Annotated in this window: 11 protein-coding genes; 3 read left to right on the forward strand and 8 right to left on the reverse strand. The window is 63.7% G+C overall.

Annotation, left to right across the window (positions count from 1 at the left end):
* Positions 1-29: 29 nt before the first annotated feature.
* From AC1AX7_RS00320 to eno, 4 genes are all read right to left on the reverse strand, one after another.
* Positions 30-1,034, reverse strand: coding sequence for a Ppx/GppA phosphatase family protein (locus AC1AX7_RS00320; RefSeq protein ID WP_476508122.1), 1,005 nt, complete (start codon positions 1,032-1,034; stop codon positions 30-32).
* A 24-nt stretch (positions 1,035-1,058) separates the two neighbouring features.
* A complete protein-coding gene (locus tag AC1AX7_RS00325) occupies positions 1,059-1,628 on the reverse strand; it encodes a DUF501 domain-containing protein (protein WP_476508378.1) in 570 nt (189 codons plus the stop codon).
* Positions 1,629-1,640: 12 nt separating this feature from the next.
* Positions 1,641-2,237 carry an FtsB family cell division protein gene (locus AC1AX7_RS00330; protein WP_476508123.1) on the reverse strand — a complete coding sequence of 199 codons (597 nt, stop codon included), beginning with the start codon at positions 2,235-2,237 and terminating at the stop codon, positions 1,641-1,643.
* A gap of 110 nt (positions 2,238-2,347) precedes the next feature.
* A complete protein-coding gene (gene eno, locus AC1AX7_RS00335) occupies positions 2,348-3,640 on the reverse strand; it encodes a phosphopyruvate hydratase (RefSeq protein WP_476508124.1) in 1,293 nt (430 codons plus the stop codon).
* A gap of 304 nt (positions 3,641-3,944) precedes the next feature.
* Here eno and AC1AX7_RS00340 point away from each other — a divergent pair, with 304 nt between their 5' ends.
* The 3 genes from AC1AX7_RS00340 (at position 3,945) to AC1AX7_RS00350 (ending at position 6,612) form a co-directional block, all read left to right on the forward strand.
* Entirely contained in the window at positions 3,945-4,703 is a 759-nt protein-coding gene (locus AC1AX7_RS00340; RefSeq protein ID WP_476508125.1) for an ABC transporter permease, read from the forward strand.
* Between the two features lie 121 nt (positions 4,704-4,824).
* Positions 4,825-5,811 carry an ABC transporter substrate-binding protein gene (locus AC1AX7_RS00345; protein ID WP_476508126.1) on the forward strand — a complete coding sequence of 329 codons (987 nt, stop codon included), beginning with the start codon at positions 4,825-4,827 and terminating at the stop codon, positions 5,809-5,811.
* A gap of 78 nt (positions 5,812-5,889) precedes the next feature.
* Complete coding sequence (locus AC1AX7_RS00350; protein ID WP_476508127.1) at positions 5,890-6,612, forward strand: ABC transporter ATP-binding protein; 723 nt, start codon at positions 5,890-5,892, stop codon at positions 6,610-6,612.
* A 99-nt stretch (positions 6,613-6,711) separates the two neighbouring features.
* Here AC1AX7_RS00350 and mfd read toward each other — a convergent pair whose 3' ends face one another.
* The 4 genes from mfd to AC1AX7_RS00370 all read right to left on the reverse strand — a co-directional run bounded on the left by mfd (position 6,712) and on the right by AC1AX7_RS00370 (position 14,976).
* Positions 6,712-10,317 carry a transcription-repair coupling factor gene (mfd, locus tag AC1AX7_RS00355; protein WP_476508128.1) on the reverse strand — a complete coding sequence of 1,202 codons (3,606 nt, stop codon included), beginning with the start codon at positions 10,315-10,317 and terminating at the stop codon, positions 6,712-6,714.
* Positions 10,307-10,906 (reverse strand): aminoacyl-tRNA hydrolase, encoded by a 600-nt coding sequence (pth, locus tag AC1AX7_RS00360; protein WP_476508129.1) that lies wholly within the window; start codon positions 10,904-10,906, stop codon positions 10,307-10,309. Before pth ends, mfd begins: the two co-directional genes overlap by 11 nt.
* A gap of 139 nt (positions 10,907-11,045) precedes the next feature.
* Positions 11,046-11,549: an N-acetyltransferase family protein gene (locus AC1AX7_RS00365; RefSeq protein ID WP_476508379.1), complete on the reverse strand. Its 504-nt coding sequence runs from the start codon at positions 11,547-11,549 to the stop codon at positions 11,046-11,048.
* A 151-nt stretch (positions 11,550-11,700) separates the two neighbouring features.
* Positions 11,701-14,976, reverse strand: coding sequence for a UPF0182 family membrane protein (locus tag AC1AX7_RS00370; RefSeq protein WP_476508130.1), 3,276 nt, complete (start codon positions 14,974-14,976; stop codon positions 11,701-11,703).
* Positions 14,977-15,008 lie beyond the last annotated feature (32 nt).

Consider the following 15,008-nt stretch of genomic DNA (forward strand, 5'->3'; position numbering starts at 1 on the left):
CATATCGCGACCACAGGTATTATGCCACGTCATCGCGCGGCAAGCAATCCGCGTCCGAGGTCGAGCACGATGCCGTCCAGCAATCCGTGTTCGCTGGCGACGAAGGAATCGATGGCCTCGCCGTGATCGAGCGCCGCCGCTTCGGACACGCGGGCCAGCACGCGGCTCCATACCAGTGCGCCGCCGCCGACCACGTCGATGCGACCGGGATGGATCGTCTTGTATCCGCTGCGCTCGGCGCGCGTCATCCTGAGGAAGCGATCGTTGACGGCGTAGGCCTCGTCCAATCCGACGCGCACGCCGTCGACCAGCGTATGGTCGTATTCCTTCAGCCCCATCGTCAGGGCGGTCATCGTCGTCACCGTTCCCGACACCCCGATGATGGTCCGGGCCTTGCCCGCCGGCACATGCTTGAAGGCCTCATCGATGTGGGCGTCGATGTCGGCGACGGCCGATGCGATCTGCCCGTCCGTAGGCGGGTCGCTCAGCAGGTGGCGTTCGGTCATGCGCACCGATCCGATGTTCATTGAATATTCCGAACGCACACGGGTTACCGGCAGGTCGACGCCGTCGCCTCCCAAAACCATTTCGGTGGATCCGCCGCCCAGATCGACGACGAGGAACGGCGGCGTCAGATCGTCTCGTCTGACCACGCCGGTGGCGGCGAGAAAGCTCAGGTCCGCCTCTTCGGCGCCGCTGATGACTTCAGGCCTGACGCCGAGGATGCTTTCGATCGTGTCTTCGAATTCAACACGGTTCTGCGCGTCACGGGTGGCCGAGGTCGCGACGAATCGGACGGCGTCGACCTTATGGTCCGCAAGGATGTCGGCGAATTCGCGTGCGGCCGCATAGGCGCGTTCCAGCGCGTCGTCGGCGAAACGGTGCGTTTTGTCGACGTCCTGCCCCAGACGGATCACGCGCAGCGTGCGCGGCACGATGTCGTGCATGCCGCCGGCGTCGACGCGGGCGATCTTCAGACGGATGGAGTTCGTGCCGCAATCGATGCCTGCGACCACCACTGATTCGCTCATCATCATGCTCCTTAACTTAAGGCGTGCTTATCTGCCGATGCCATCGACCGCGCAGCGGCAGACGGTCGGGCTGAATTCGTCACGGATGCGCGCCAACGCCATGTCTCCGATCGGATTGGCGCCTTCGCCCATCACCAGCGTCTGGGCCAGCAATGCGTGCAGGCATTTGACGCGCACCGGCATGCCGCCGGCGCTGGTTCCCGCGATATGCTCCTCGCCGTCGCCCGTCATCAGCGCCAATTCATGGCGGAACGCCAGATACAGCCGGTGCGCGCGCTCGTAATCGGCGCGCAGCGCTTCGTCTTCGGCAAGCATGTCGTTGTATTCGTACATGGCGCCGGCCGCTTCGATATGGGAAACGGCCTTCACCGCTTCCGGACTGGTCAGATAGCAGGTCGTCGGAAACGGCACGCCGCCCGGCAGCATCGGCCGGGTGACCACGGCCAAGGGCCTGCCGCATACGCATCGCGCGCCGACGGCCATCATGCCGCGCGGAAAACGGCCAAGCTGCCGTTCTACGATGGCGGTGTCGGCATCGGTGGCCGGAGTGGCCATTATGCGGGACAGCAACGCCTTGGCCTGCTGTTCAACGGTCATGTTCTGCGTCATCTACTGTCCTTCCGAAGTGTTGTCGGTCGTATCCGCAGCGGAGTCTTCAGCTGCTGCGTTCGCGTCATCCGACGCATTCCCTTCCCGCCTGTCCTCGGGCGCCGCGGCATCGCCCGAGGAAGCGGAACCGCCTTGTGCGGCGTCGCCCTGCGGCTCCTTGTCGATCTGTTCGAGCGAATACGCCAGCTCTTTATACCACGGCAGCGTGTCCGAACCTGCATCGGACGTCGTCTTGTCCGCATCCTGCGATTGCGGCTGGCCCGTCACCGCCTCCGGATGCAGGACGCGGATTGCCTGCTCTCCGGGGAAAACGAATCCGAGCTGCTTGCGGGCCTGGGCGGTGACATACGCCTTGTCGTCCCAACGTTTGATGCTGTTCTCCAGCTCCTGCTTTTCGGCGACGAGCGCGGCTTCCTGCTTCTTCAGGCTGTTGAGCTCGGCCAGATTCAAAGCGTAGGTGTGGAACGTGGAGAGCAGCTGGAGGGCTCCCAAAGCCACGATGAACATGGAGACGAAGAACGCCACCGGCCCCGCACCGCCGCGTTTGGACGAAGTCCTGCTTTTTTTGGAATCGCTGCCACGGCTTTTTTTGCTCATGCACACGAAAATACCCGCCGCATGCGACTTGACGTCATGCGGCGGGCATTCTTTGAAGCGCTTAGCGAACGGTTTCGGCGAGTATTTCAGATGCGCGCCGAAACATCAGATCACATGTACTTCTTGCAGGCCTTGAAGGCGCTGTAGCCGGCGTACTGAGCGGTGGAGCCGAGCTCCTCCTCGATCTCGAGCAGACGGTTGTACTTGGCGATACGCTCGCCACGTGCCGGGGCACCGGTCTTGATCTGGCCGGTGTTCTTGGCGACGGCGAGATCGGAGATGGTGGTGTCCGGGGTTTCGCCGGAACGATGGGAGACCATGGAGGTGAAGCCGTTCTTGGTGGCCAGTTCGATGGCGTCCAGGGTTTCGGTGACGGAGCCGATCTGGTTGAGCTTGACCAGCAGGGAGTTGGCGGCGCCGAGCTCGATGCCCTTGGCCAGACGCTTCGGGTTGGTCACGAGCAGATCGTCGCCGACGAACTGCAGGCGGTCGCCCAGGCGAGCGGTGATGGCGGCCCAGTCTTCCCAGCCTTCTTCCTGGAACGGATCCTCGATGGAGACGATCGGGTACTCGTTGACGAGGTTCTCGTAGTAGTCCAGCATGTAGGCGGATTCACGCTCTTCGCCGTCGAAGCGGTACTTGCCGGTCTCCTTGTTGTAGAACTCGGAGGAGGCGACGTCCAGGGAGATGCCGATCTGCTTGCCCGGCTCGTAGCCGGCGGCGGAGATGGCGTCCATGATGAACTTGATGGAGTCTTCGTTGGACTTCATCTTCGGAGCGAAGCCGCCCTCGTCGCCCAGACCGGTGGCCAGGCCCTGCTTCTTCAGCACGGACTTGAGGGTGTGGTAGACCTCGACGCCGGCGCGCAGAGCCTCGGAATAGGTTTCGAAGCCGTACGGGGAGATCATGTACTCCTGGATGTCGGTGGCGAAGTCGGCATGGGCGCCGCCGTTCATGATGTTCATGTTCGGAACCGGCAGGATGTGGCCGTTGGTGCCGCCGATGTAGCGGTACAGCGGCATGCCTGCGGATTCGGCGGAGGCGTACAGGGCAGCCAGGGAGACGCCCAGGATGGCGTTGGCGCCGAGGCGGCCCTTGTTCGGGGTGCCGTCGAGCTCGATCATGACCTCGTCGAGAGCGCGCTGGTCGGCGGCATCCATGCCGATGACCTTCGGGGCGATCTCTTCGTTCACAGCCTTGACTGCGTTCAGAACGCCCTTGCCCAGATACACGGACTTGTCGCCGTCACGACGCTCCCAAGCCTCGGCTTCGCCGGTGGAGGCGCCGGACGGAACCAGGCCCAGGCCCTGAGCGCCGTCTTCGGTGTCGAGGACGACCTCAACGGTCGGGTTGCCGCGGGAGTCGAGGATCTGACGCGCGTACACGCTTTCAATTACTGCCACAACTACTCCTTAAAACGTTAGGTTGTGTTGACGTTTCCTAGAATAGTGCGATTTGTGGACGATTTGCAAACAGGCGGCCGCATATTTGCGTTAGCGCTCACATCAATTCCGTCCGACCGGGCCTCCATCCGCGCCACGCCGCAATGTCCACCCCGCATCACAACAATGGTGCGCGACACGGGGTGCCCGGGCCAAGATTTCAAACATGCTGGAACACGCCCATCGCGCGTCAAAGCGAATCGGCTGGGCTGAGATCACACTCGTCGAACCTGATATAGCTCGTACTATCGAAGGGAATGTCCTCGTGCATCGGTTGAACAACCATGTAACGGCCTGGATCTCCACCATCGCGCTGCTGTGCTGGTGGCTGTTCGCCACAGCCGGCACGCCCGCCGACTCCAGACCCCTCCCGTCCCCGGCCGAAGTGATCGCCGCAGGCGTGGACCTCAACGACGAGGGGCTTCTTCTGCCCTCCATCGCAGTCAGCCTGCTGCGCGTCATATCCGGACTGGCGCTCGGCGTCGCCGCCGGCGTGCCCGCCGGCATCGTCGCGGGCGCTTCGCGACTCGGCCGCACCGTCATCGACAAACCGGTGCATATGCTACGCGCCATACCGTTTCCGGCGTTGGCGCCCCTGCTGATCGTCTGCCTCGGCATCGGCGAAGGCATGAAGATCATCCTGATCGCCATCGGCGCATTCTCTTTGATCTACGTCAATGTTCGCGACGGCGTGCGCGGCATCGATGAGAAACTGCTGGAACTCGCCCGCTCCTATCATGTTGGCGGACGGACGACGTTCTTCAAGATCCTGTTCCTCGGCACTCTGCCGAATTTCATGACAGGACTGCGTTTCGCGCTCACCGTATCGTGGATCGCACTGGTCACCTGCGAAACGGTGAACTCGTCGACCGGCATCGGATACATCCTGTCGCGCTCACAGCAGTTCTACCGCACCGACCAGATGGTGCTGTGCATCGTGCTGTATGCCGCGCTCGGCCTTGCGGGCGAAGCCTTGGTCGGACTGGTCGAACGCAAGGCGACGCCATGGCGTCATGCCGGCTGAACGAGTCCTTGCCGCACCGTCCAAACGCACATCACGCATACGGCGACCATCAGGACGTCCACGACCATCATCGATTGCGTCGCATCATGCAATCGGACAACCAATCAAAAGAGAGACCATCATGTTTGACCATGCCAATACCCGTACGATCCGCGCCGTCGCCGCAGCCTGCGCCGCGATCATGCTGACGCCGCTCGCCGGCTGCGCCGCGAACGGCAACGCCACCCCGCGAAACGACGGCGCAACCACCATGCGCGTCGCCTATCTGTCGACCGCCAACTATCTGACCACGCTCAAAAACGAGGATTTCATCGACGACACGCTCTCCCCCGACACCGTCGAATACACCGGCCCGTACAATCCGACCGACGCGTTCGCCGCGGTCACCTCCGGCAACGCCGACGCCACATCCGACGGCACCGGCCATTTCATCGATCTGATCGCGGACGGCCAGCCGTGGGTGGCGTTCGCCATCGAATACTACGAGGGCGATTCGCAAGGCATCGTCGCCGCGCCCGACAGCGGCGTCGACAGCCTCGAAGACCTGTACGGCAAGAAGGTCGCCATCACCACCAAGGGCGCCACCGGAGACTACGTCGTGCACGCGGCCTTCGCCGACGCCGGGCTCGACGTGTCCAAAGTCGAGGAGGTCGAGATGAGCGCCAGCAATCTGATGACGGCCTTCACCTCCGGCCAGGTCGACGCCGTAGCCAGCTTCGACCAGAACCTCGCCGCCGCCATGAGCGTTCCGGGCGCGAAGCTGCTCGTCAGCGCCGAGGACTACGGCAACCTCAACGTGACGATCCACATGGTCTCCAAGAGCTTCGCCCAGGCGCACCCGGATACCGTCAAGCGCATGTATCGGGCGCTTGTCAGGGAATCCGACAAGGCGCAGGACGATCCTTCCATCATCACCGACGCCTATAGGGAATTCGGCGCGGCCGACGGCATCATCAAGCAGGTCGCGCAATTCGACGTGCCGGAGATCCGCCCGATCGACGCCGACGGCCTGGCCATGCTGGAACGGCAGGCGCAGCAGTACGTCGACTTCGGTTTCATCGACGAAACGCCGGATCTCGCTTCCGCGGTCATCGACTGCAGCAAATGATCGGATGCCGTCCGGACCCGGCGCGCAGGCGGCCGGCGTACCGAACGGCGATGAACAGTCAGGAAAAGGACGGTTACCATGCAGCAGAACACCGAATCAACGGACCCCGTCGCGCGACTCGCCGATGTCGCCGTCACCTTCGACGGGACCGCCGTTCTACGCGATGTGTCGCTGACGATCGCCCCCGGCGAATTCGTATCGCTGATCGGACGGTCCGGATGCGGCAAGTCGACGCTGCTGCGCGTCATCGCGCGGCTGATCACGCCCGACGCCGGGCAGGTGCGGGCGAGCGACGCGCAGGCATTGGGCTTCCAGGATGCACGCCTTGTGCCATGGCTGAAGGTCTGGGATAACGTGACGCTCGGCATGCCCGGCGGCAAAAGGGAACGCCGCGCGCTTGCCGACGCCGCGTTGGCGCAGGTCGGTCTCGCCGATCATGCGGACGCGTGGCCGGGTTCGCTTTCGGGCGGGCAGGCCCAACGCGTGTCGCTGGCGCGGGCGCTGGTGAGAAAGCCGTCGCTGCTGCTGCTCGACGAGCCGTTCGGCGCGTTGGACGCGTTGACGCGATTGGACATGCAGGATCTGCTCGCCTCGTTGCAGGCCGAATACGGCTGGGCGACGCTGATGGTGACGCATGACATCGCGGAGGCGGTGCGCCTGTCGGACCGCGTGCTGGTGCTTCACGGCGGCGGAATCAGCCACGATATGACGATCGACCGCAACACCCTTGACGATGAGGGGCGGCCTGCCGGGCATGCCCGATCGGAGGACGCGCTCCGCGCATTCCTGCGGCGGGCGTAGCGCGATACGCACAGCCCCCCTACGGAATGGCCCTGCCGTGACATGATGGGCGGCGTCGCATTGCCAGCGACGCCGCCCGTCATCATACGTCCGGCGCTTTCAACGCCTGTTCGGCGTCCAATCGAGATCGTCGAACAGCTGGTTCATCCAACGCATCACCTCATCCGATCCCATCGGCCCCGAACCCAGGGATCCGGCGAACGGCGCCGGAATCAGATACGTCTGCGTCACAGGACGGTACTGGATGCCCTTGTAGATGCGCGCCATGCGCATCTGCACGGATTCGCGCGGCGTGAACTTCGCGATGCGCACGTTGCGCCCCTGCGCGATGACTTCGGAGATCCCCAACGCGCGCGCACGCTCGCGCAGGCGCGCGACTTCGAACAGCGTGTCGAATTCCTTCGGCAGCGGCCCGTAGCGGTCGGTCAGCTCCTCGGTCAGATCGGACAGATCGCGCTCGGTATGCGCCGCGGCGATCTTGCGATACGCCTCCAGACGCAGCTTGTCGGAATCGATATAGTCGACCGGGATCGACGCTTCGATCGGCAGATCGATGGACACCGCCACCGGTTCGATGCGGTCGGGTTCCTTGTATTCCTCCACCGCCTCGGACACCATGCGCACATACAGGTCGAAGCCGACGCCTTCGATATGGCCGGACTGTTCGTCGCCGAGCAGATTGCCGGTGCCGCGCAGCTCCAGATCCTTCATCGCGACGTCGAAGCCGGAGCCCAACGACGTGTTCTGCGCGATCGTGGCCAGTCGGTCATGCGACTGCTGGGTCATCGGCTTCGACGGATCGTACAGGAAGTAGGCGTAGGCGCGCTCGCGGCCGCGGCCGACCCTGCCGCGCAGCTGATGCAGCTGAGACAGGCCGAAGCGGTCGGCGCGGTCGACGATCAGCGTATTCGCGTTGGAGATGTCCAATCCGGTTTCGATGATCGTCGTGCACACCAGCACGTCGATGTCACGACGCCAGAAATCCCTGATGATGCCGTCGAGCTGCTTCTCCCCCATCTTGCCGTGGGCGACGCCCACATGCGATTCGGGGACGAGCGCATGGATCTTTTCGGCGACGCGGCCGATGTCCTCCACTCGATTGTGCACGTAGAACACCTGGCCTCCGCGCAGCAGCTCGCGCCGAATCGCCGCGACGACCTGCGCGTCCTCGTAGGCGCCCACATAGGTGAGCACCGGCAGACGGTCCTCCGGCGGGGTCGCCAGCGTGGACATCTCCCTGATGCCGGTGACCGCCATTTCCAGCGTGCGCGGAATGGGCGTCGCCGACAGGCTCAGCACATCCACGTTCGTGCGCAGCGCCTTCAGCGTCTCCTTGTGCTCGACGCCGAAACGCTGTTCCTCGTCGATGATGACAAGCCCGAGGTCCTTGAATTTGACCTTCGGGTTGAGCAGCTTGTGCGTGCCGATCACCACGTCGACCGTGCCGTCGGCAAGCCCCTGCATGGTGGCGTTGATTTCCTTCGTCGTCTGGAATCGGCTCATCGCCGCCACGTTCACGGGGAAGCCCTCATACCGTTCGCTGAACGTTTCGAAATGCTGCTGCACCAGCAGCGTGGTCGGCACGAGCACGGCCACCTGCTTGGAATCCTGCACGGCCTTGAAGGCCGCGCGCACGGCGATTTCGGTTTTGCCGAAGCCGACGTCGCCGCAGATAAGACGGTCCATCGGCACGGGCTTTTCCATATCGGACTTGACTTCGTCGATGGTGGTGAGCTGGTCGGCCGTTTCCTGGTATGGGAACGCGTCCTCCAATTCCTTCTGCCATGGCGTGTCCGCGCCGAACGCGTAGCCTGCGGCGCGCTGGCGGGCGGAATACAGCTTGACCAGGTCCTCGGCGATCTCATGCACGTGCTTGCGGGCCTTCGCCTTGGTGGCCGCCCAGTCGGAACCGCCCAACTTGTTGAGCTTCGGCGCGTCCGCGCCGATGTATTTGCTGACCTGATCGAGCTGGTCGGTGGGGATGAACAGCTTGTCGGGCGGCGCGTTGCGTTTGCTCGGAGCGTATTCGATGACCAGATATTCACGTGTCGTGCCGTTCGCGCCGGAGCCGACCTTGCGCTGCCGCATTTCGATGAACCGCCCGATGCCGTGCTGTTCGTGCACGACATAGTCGCCGGCCTTCAATTCCATCAGGTCGATGGCCTTGCGGCGGCGTTTCGGCGTCTTCGCCTGGCCTGCGGCGCTGGTGCGGCCGGTCAGATCGCGTTCCGTCAGCAATGCGATTTTCGCGGCGTCGTCGACGAAGCCGTCGAAGGCGTGCGACCGGATGCAATCGAAATTCGCGATGCCCGTTTCGTTGATGGCACGCTTCAAACGCGACAGCGTGCCTTGCGCGGCGGCGGTGACGGTAAGCGCGTATCCCGCGTCAATCAGGTCCTCGATGCCGCGCGCGGCCTTGCCGCCGTCGCCGCGGTACTCGCCGGGGGTGCGCGCATGAAGCGCGTAATGGCCTTCGCGGCTGACGTCGACGCCGAAACCGGTGAGCTTCCACAGGTCATGCTTGGAGAACGCCAATGCGGCGATGGTTTCGTCGAAATTGAGGAAGCTGGCCTGATCGAAGGTGATCGGCGCGCCCGCGCCATGCCCGGATGCGGCGACATGCCAGCTGGCGGCGAGGAATTCGTTCGCCGTTTTCGCAAGGTCTTCGGCGGCGCGACGCAGCTTTTCCGGATCCGACAGCATCACCACCGCACGGTTCGGCAGCATGCCGTATACCGGCTCCATGTCGTCGATCAAGGCCGGCATCAACGATTCCATGCCTTCCACCGGAATCGCGTTCGCGATGGACTCCAGCATGTCCTCGGCGTTCGGTATCGAGCCGATCAGCGACTTCGCGCGCTTGCGCACGGTCTCGGTCAGCTGCAGCTCACGGCACGGCGTCGCCCAGATGCGCCGCAGAGGCTCGCCGTATGTGCGCTGGTCGGCGGAATGGAATTCACGGATCGTGTCGATCTCATCGCCGAAGAATTCGATACGCACCGGATGCGGCGCCGTCGGCGGGAACACATCGATGATGCCGCCTCGCACCGCGAACTCGCCGCGGTCCATCACCAGATCGACGCGCGTATAGGCGTTCTCCACCAGACGTGCGGCGGCCTTGTCGAGCGCAAGCTCTTCGCCCTGCACGAAGACCAGTGGTTCGACGTCGCCAAGGCCGCGCACCACCGGCTGGATCAGCGAACGGATCGGCATCACCAGGATGCGGATCGGTCCGAACAGCGGATCGTCGTCCCTCGGGTGGCTCAAACGGCGGAATACCGCCATACGGCTGGCGACGGTGTCGGCGCGCGGGCTCAACCGTTCATGCGGCAGCGTCTCCCACGCTTCCAGCTGGGCGATTTCATTCGGATCGCCCGCATACCAGGAACGCAAAGAGTCGACGGTCTCCTCCGCCTCACGCCCCGACGCGACGACCAGCACCACCGGGCGTTCCTCGGCGACGGCCGCGGCCAGCGCGGGGCGAACGCCTTCCGGAGCGCCGATGGTCACACTCGGATCGACGTCGGATCGGGGAACGTCGATATTGCCGGAGGCCAGGTCCTGGAAGGTCTGATCGGCGTACAGCGATTCCAGCAGGCCCGACAATGAGCCTGAGGCGGGAGCCTGAGGCGTGGCCCGCGTCGGCTGAACGTCCTGCCGCCTTGGGGAATCGGCCGTCCCGCCGCGACGCGCGTCAACGGCCATTGAACTTCTCCTGCGTTTTCGCCAGACCGTCGAAAACGATCGTTTCCGCGGCGTCGGCGCCGTCCATCAGGAATTCGGGAAGCTGTTTGCGCTGGTCGGCGCCGAAACCGCCCAGCACCCAGTTGACGGTGTTGTCATGCGCGTTCGCGCCGCGACGGGCATGGCCCACTCCCATGCGCACACGCGCGTATTTCGGCGTATTAAGCGAACGGTCGATCGATTTGATGCCGTTGTGCCCGCCGGCGGAGCCGCCGGACTTGACCTTGATGCGGCCGAAATCCAAATCCATGTCGTCGTGGATCACAATGATATGATCCGGCTCGATCTGATAGTAGGCGCTGATCGAGGCGACGGCGTTGCCGGATTCGTTCATATACGTCAACGGCTTGGCGAGGAAGAATTTCACATTGCGTCCCGACAGGCTCATCGCGCCCTTGCCCAGCAGCGACAGGCCCTTATGGTCGGAAAAGGCGACCGACCAGCGTTCGGCCAGCACGTCGGCCACCATGAATCCCATGTTATGACGGGTGTCTTCATATTTCCTGCCGGGATTGCCCAATCCCACGATCAGCCAAAAATCGGACGCCATTGCGCGTATCTCCTCATCATCCGCATATCTGCAACATCATTCGTTCGGCGCGGCATCGCATACGGCTCGCGCCCGAAAAACACCGTCAGAATTGTACTCGAGACACAAGCCAAGCGGCGAAGCCGTCGGCATATCCCCGTCAGAGGGGTCTGATCCAGTAGCCCATGTCGTGGATACGGCCGTCGCCGCTCAGCACGGCGCCTTGCAGCAGGCCGAAGCGGGTGAAGCCGAAACGATGCATCAGCGCATTCGATCCGGCATTGTCGGCGTAGATGATCGCGGCGGCATGCGTGAAGCCGCGCCCGGCGGCGGCGTCCAGCAGCCAGGAGACCATCGCCGTGCCCAAGCCCGCCCCGCGGAAGGCGTCGGCGATGTAGTAGCTCAATTCGCAGACGCCGTCATAGCCGGCACGCTGATGGAATTTCGACAGTGAGCCGAATCCGGCGACATGTCCGTCTTCGGTTTCGATGACGACAACCGGATAACGGTCGCGTGGCTCATGGGAATCCACCCATGCGCGACGCTGCTGTAATGTGACGGGCTTCAGGTCGGCGGACGAGCCTCCTCGGATCACCGCCTCATTGTAGATATCGGTGATGGCCCGCAAGTCAGCCGGTTCGGCGTTGCGTATCGTGTGCTCCATCATGTGCTTCATGGTCATGGCATACCAGCATAACGCAGGCGATACAACATTGGGGAGGCCGCCTCATGCGAGGCGGCCTCCCCAATGTCAATGCCGAATGGCCTCATGCCCGGAGGATCCGGCGAATACGCCGGCGACGGGCATGATCGCCTTACCGATCCAGCTCAAGCGCCTTGTTCAGCGCCTCCTCCAGACGCTGCTGGGCTTCGCCGTAGGCGCTCCAGTCGCCGTTCTTCATCGCGGCGTCGGAATCCTTCATCGCCTGCGCGGCGTCCTCCAACGCGCTCTTCAGGTCGCCGGACGGAGAGGCGTCGGACTGGCCGTCCTGCGAAGCGTCCGAATCGGCGTCGCCGTTTGCCGGGGAGTCCCCTGTCGAAGGATCCCCCGTCGAGGAGCCGTCCGGAGCGTCGGCCGAGGAATCGCCATCCGACGGATCCTGCGGATCGGACGAATCCGCGGCGTTCTCGGCATCGCCGGCATACGCGCCGGAATCGCCGCCGAACACCTGGTCAAGCGCCTCATCCAACGTGTCGGCGAAACCGACCTGATCGCCGAAGGCGACCAGCACCTTCTTCAGCAGCGGGAAGCTGGTCGAGCCGGACGACTTGACGTATACCGGCTGCACATACACCAGGCCGCCGCCCAGCGGCAGGGTCAGCAGATTGCCACGCTCGACGTTCGTGGAACCGGATTCCAGCAGGTTGAGCTCCTTGGACACGTCGGCATTCGCGTTGAAGTTGTTCTGCGCCTGTCCGGGGCCCGGGACGTTGGAATCCTTCGGCAGTTCCTGCAACCGGATCGTGCCGTAGCTCTTGCCGATCACGCCCGCCTCGTTGCCCGCGTCGGAATCCACCGACAGGAAGCCGGTCAGGATCTCACGGGTGGAAGCGCCGGCCGGAATGTATGTGGAGGTCAGCGAGAACACCGGCTCCTTCGACCCGCCGGTCTGCAGCGTCAGATAGTACGGCGGCTGCAGAATATCGTTCGCCTGGGCCTGCTGGGATTCGGTCGGGTCGACCGGGGTCTGCCAGAAGTCTTCGCCGGAGAAGAACTGGCTGGCGGAGCTCACATGGTACTTCGCCAGCAGTTGGCGCTGCACCTTGAACAGGCCTTCCGGATAGCGCATATGGCTCATCAGGTCGCCGGAGATCTCGTCCAGCGAATGGTATTGACCCGGGAAGATCCGCGACCATGCCTTGATGACCGGATCGCTTTCGTCCCATACATACAGGTCCACGGAACCGTCGTAGGCGTCAACGGTCGCCTTGACGGAATTGCGGATGTAGTTCGCCTCCTGACGACCCAGGCCCTGCACGGTGTCGGAGGAAACGGTGGTCGAATCCTCGGTGGCTTCGGCCAGGTCGGTCATCTGCGAGTACGGGTATGCGTCGGATGTGGTGTAGCCGTCCACGATCCACTTGACCCGTCCGTCGACCACCGCCGGGTACACGCGACCGTCCAGCGTCAGATACGGCGCGACCTTGGCGACGCGTTCCCTCGGGGAACGGTCGTAGAGGATCTGGGATTCGGAGGTCACACGGTTGGAGAACAGGATCTGGTCGGAGCCGAATCGGATCGCATAGAGCAGACGGGAGAAGATGTTGCCCACGGAAGGGCCGCCGTCGCCGTCGAAGGTGTTCGTCGCGCCTTCGGATCCGGTCGGATAGTCGAATTCCCAGGATTCGGTGCCTTCCGGAGCGCCGACGATCGAATATTCGGTGGCGTTCGGCGAGAAGTAGATGCGCGGCTCGTAGGATTCCTCATCGGTCAGCGCGCCCTGCGTCGGGATGCCTGATTCGAAGAATTCCGGCTGCCCGTCGGAGGTCACCTTGTTGCCGTAGGCCGCGACGACGCCGTAGCCGTGCGTGTATACGGTGTGGTCGTTCACCCAGTTGCGGTTGTCGAGGCCGTCGAGGTTGAGTTCGCGGGCCGCGATCACCGTATCCTGGCTTTGCCCGTCGATCTCGTACTTGTCGACGGCAAGCGTGTCGGCGAAGGTGTAATACTGCTTGGACTGCTGCAGCTGCTTGAAGGTCGGGGAAACGACCTGCGGATCGAGCAGACGGATCTGCGCCGTGGATTCGGAGTCCTCGCTCAGCGCGCCGGCCTCGCCTTCGGTGGTCGCCTCATACTGTTCGATCTGCACGTCGCCCAATCCGTAGGCGGCGCGGGTGGCGTCGATGTTGCGCTGGATATAGGTGGATTCCATCTCCTGCGCGTTCGGGTTGACGCGGAAACGCTGCAGCAGCATCGGCCATACGATGCTCAGCACCATCGAGACGACGATGACGGCGGCGATGGCGACGATCGGGGTACGCCATGCCTTGATCGCCGCGGAGGCTCGCACGCCGATCGTCGCCGGACCTTCCAGCTGGTGCGAGGTCATCATCCACACGCCCAATATGACGCCGAGGACCACGGTCAGCGCGGCCATGATGAAGGTGACGGGGATGGTGGCGTTCACCGTGGTGTAGGTGGCGCCGGTGATGCGGTCGCCTTCCGACGTCAGATGGTCGAACACGCCCAGAACCTGGTTGACCGCGAGCACGAACATGTTCAGCATCAGCCAGATCGCGATCTGCCTGCGGGCGCGTTTGGTGATGGCGAACAGGCCCCGTCCGTTGACCGGCATGGTGATGCGGATGCCTCCCATGAGCACGTGGGTGGCGATGGAGAAGACGATGCCGGCGAGCAGCAGCAGCGACACCGCGGACATGATGAGTTTCAGGCCGGGCAGGATGAAGACGTAGAAACCGTTGTCGAGGCCGAATTGCGGGTCGGTGGTGCCGAAGCTCTGCGCGTTGAACATGAGCAGGATTTCGGACCAGTTCGCGTTGAATCGGGAGCCGAATACGAGGCCGACGACCAGCGAGATGATGACGGCCACGCGGCGCGCGTGCTTCGAGGTGACGGTTTTGCCGATTTCAATGGTGTCGCCGTTGACGCGGATCGTCGATCCGTCGGCGGAGTCCGGGCGCGCACGGATGGCGAGCGTGGCGGAGACGAAGCTCACCAACGCCATCAGGGCCGCATAGGCGACCCATAATCCGACCTTCGTACCCAGCTGCGTCCATACGACGCTTTCGAAGCCGAGCTGGTCATACCACATCAGGTCGGTGATGAAACGGGATAGGCCGAAGAACAGTCCTGCGACAATGACCAAGGCCAGTACGACGCCGATCAGTATTTTGGTGCCGAACGAGCTGCGCGGCGGCGGCGTCGGACGCGGCGCGATGCGCGGGCCGGTCGGTCTGGTGGGCGGCATATCGCCGTGTGCGTCCGTACGGCGCGCCTGTTCGGCGTGTCCGTCGCCGTCGGCCTGCACGTCGAGGATCACGGGCTCGCCGTCGTCGGGCTTTCCGCCGTCGGAGCGACGCGGGTCGTCACCCGGGTCGAACATGGGTCCAAATACATCGAAAAATGACATGGATACAGCCTAACGTCAGGCACGGAACAGCT

The sequence above is a fragment of the Bifidobacterium sp. LH_449 genome, from assembly GCF_056356755.1.

Bases quoted from the DNA above. Each gene is read 5' to 3' on its own strand.
- AC1AX7_RS00330 (WP_476508123.1), bottom strand. From the start codon at position 2,237: ATGAGCAAAAAAAGCCGTGGCAGCGATTCCAAAAAAAGCAGGACTTCG.
- AC1AX7_RS00325 (WP_476508378.1), bottom strand. From the start codon at position 1,628: ATGACCGTTGAACAGCAGGCCAAGGCGTTGCTGTCCCGCATAATGGCC.
- AC1AX7_RS00365 (WP_476508379.1), bottom strand. From the start codon at position 11,549: ATGGAGCACACGATACGCAACGCCGAACCGGCTGACTTGCGGGCCATC.
- AC1AX7_RS00320 (WP_476508122.1), bottom strand. From the start codon at position 1,034: ATGATGAGCGAATCAGTGGTGGTCGCAGGCATCGATTGCGGCACGAAC.
- AC1AX7_RS00345 (WP_476508126.1), top strand. From the start codon at position 4,825: ATGTTTGACCATGCCAATACCCGTACGATCCGCGCCGTCGCCGCAGCC.
- AC1AX7_RS00370 (WP_476508130.1), bottom strand. From the start codon at position 14,976: ATGTCATTTTTCGATGTATTTGGACCCATGTTCGACCCGGGTGACGAC.
- pth (WP_476508129.1), bottom strand. From the start codon at position 10,906: ATGGCGTCCGATTTTTGGCTGATCGTGGGATTGGGCAATCCCGGCAGG.
- AC1AX7_RS00350 (WP_476508127.1), top strand. From the start codon at position 5,890: ATGCAGCAGAACACCGAATCAACGGACCCCGTCGCGCGACTCGCCGAT.
- mfd (WP_476508128.1), bottom strand. From the start codon at position 10,317: ATGGCCGTTGACGCGCGTCGCGGCGGGACGGCCGATTCCCCAAGGCGG.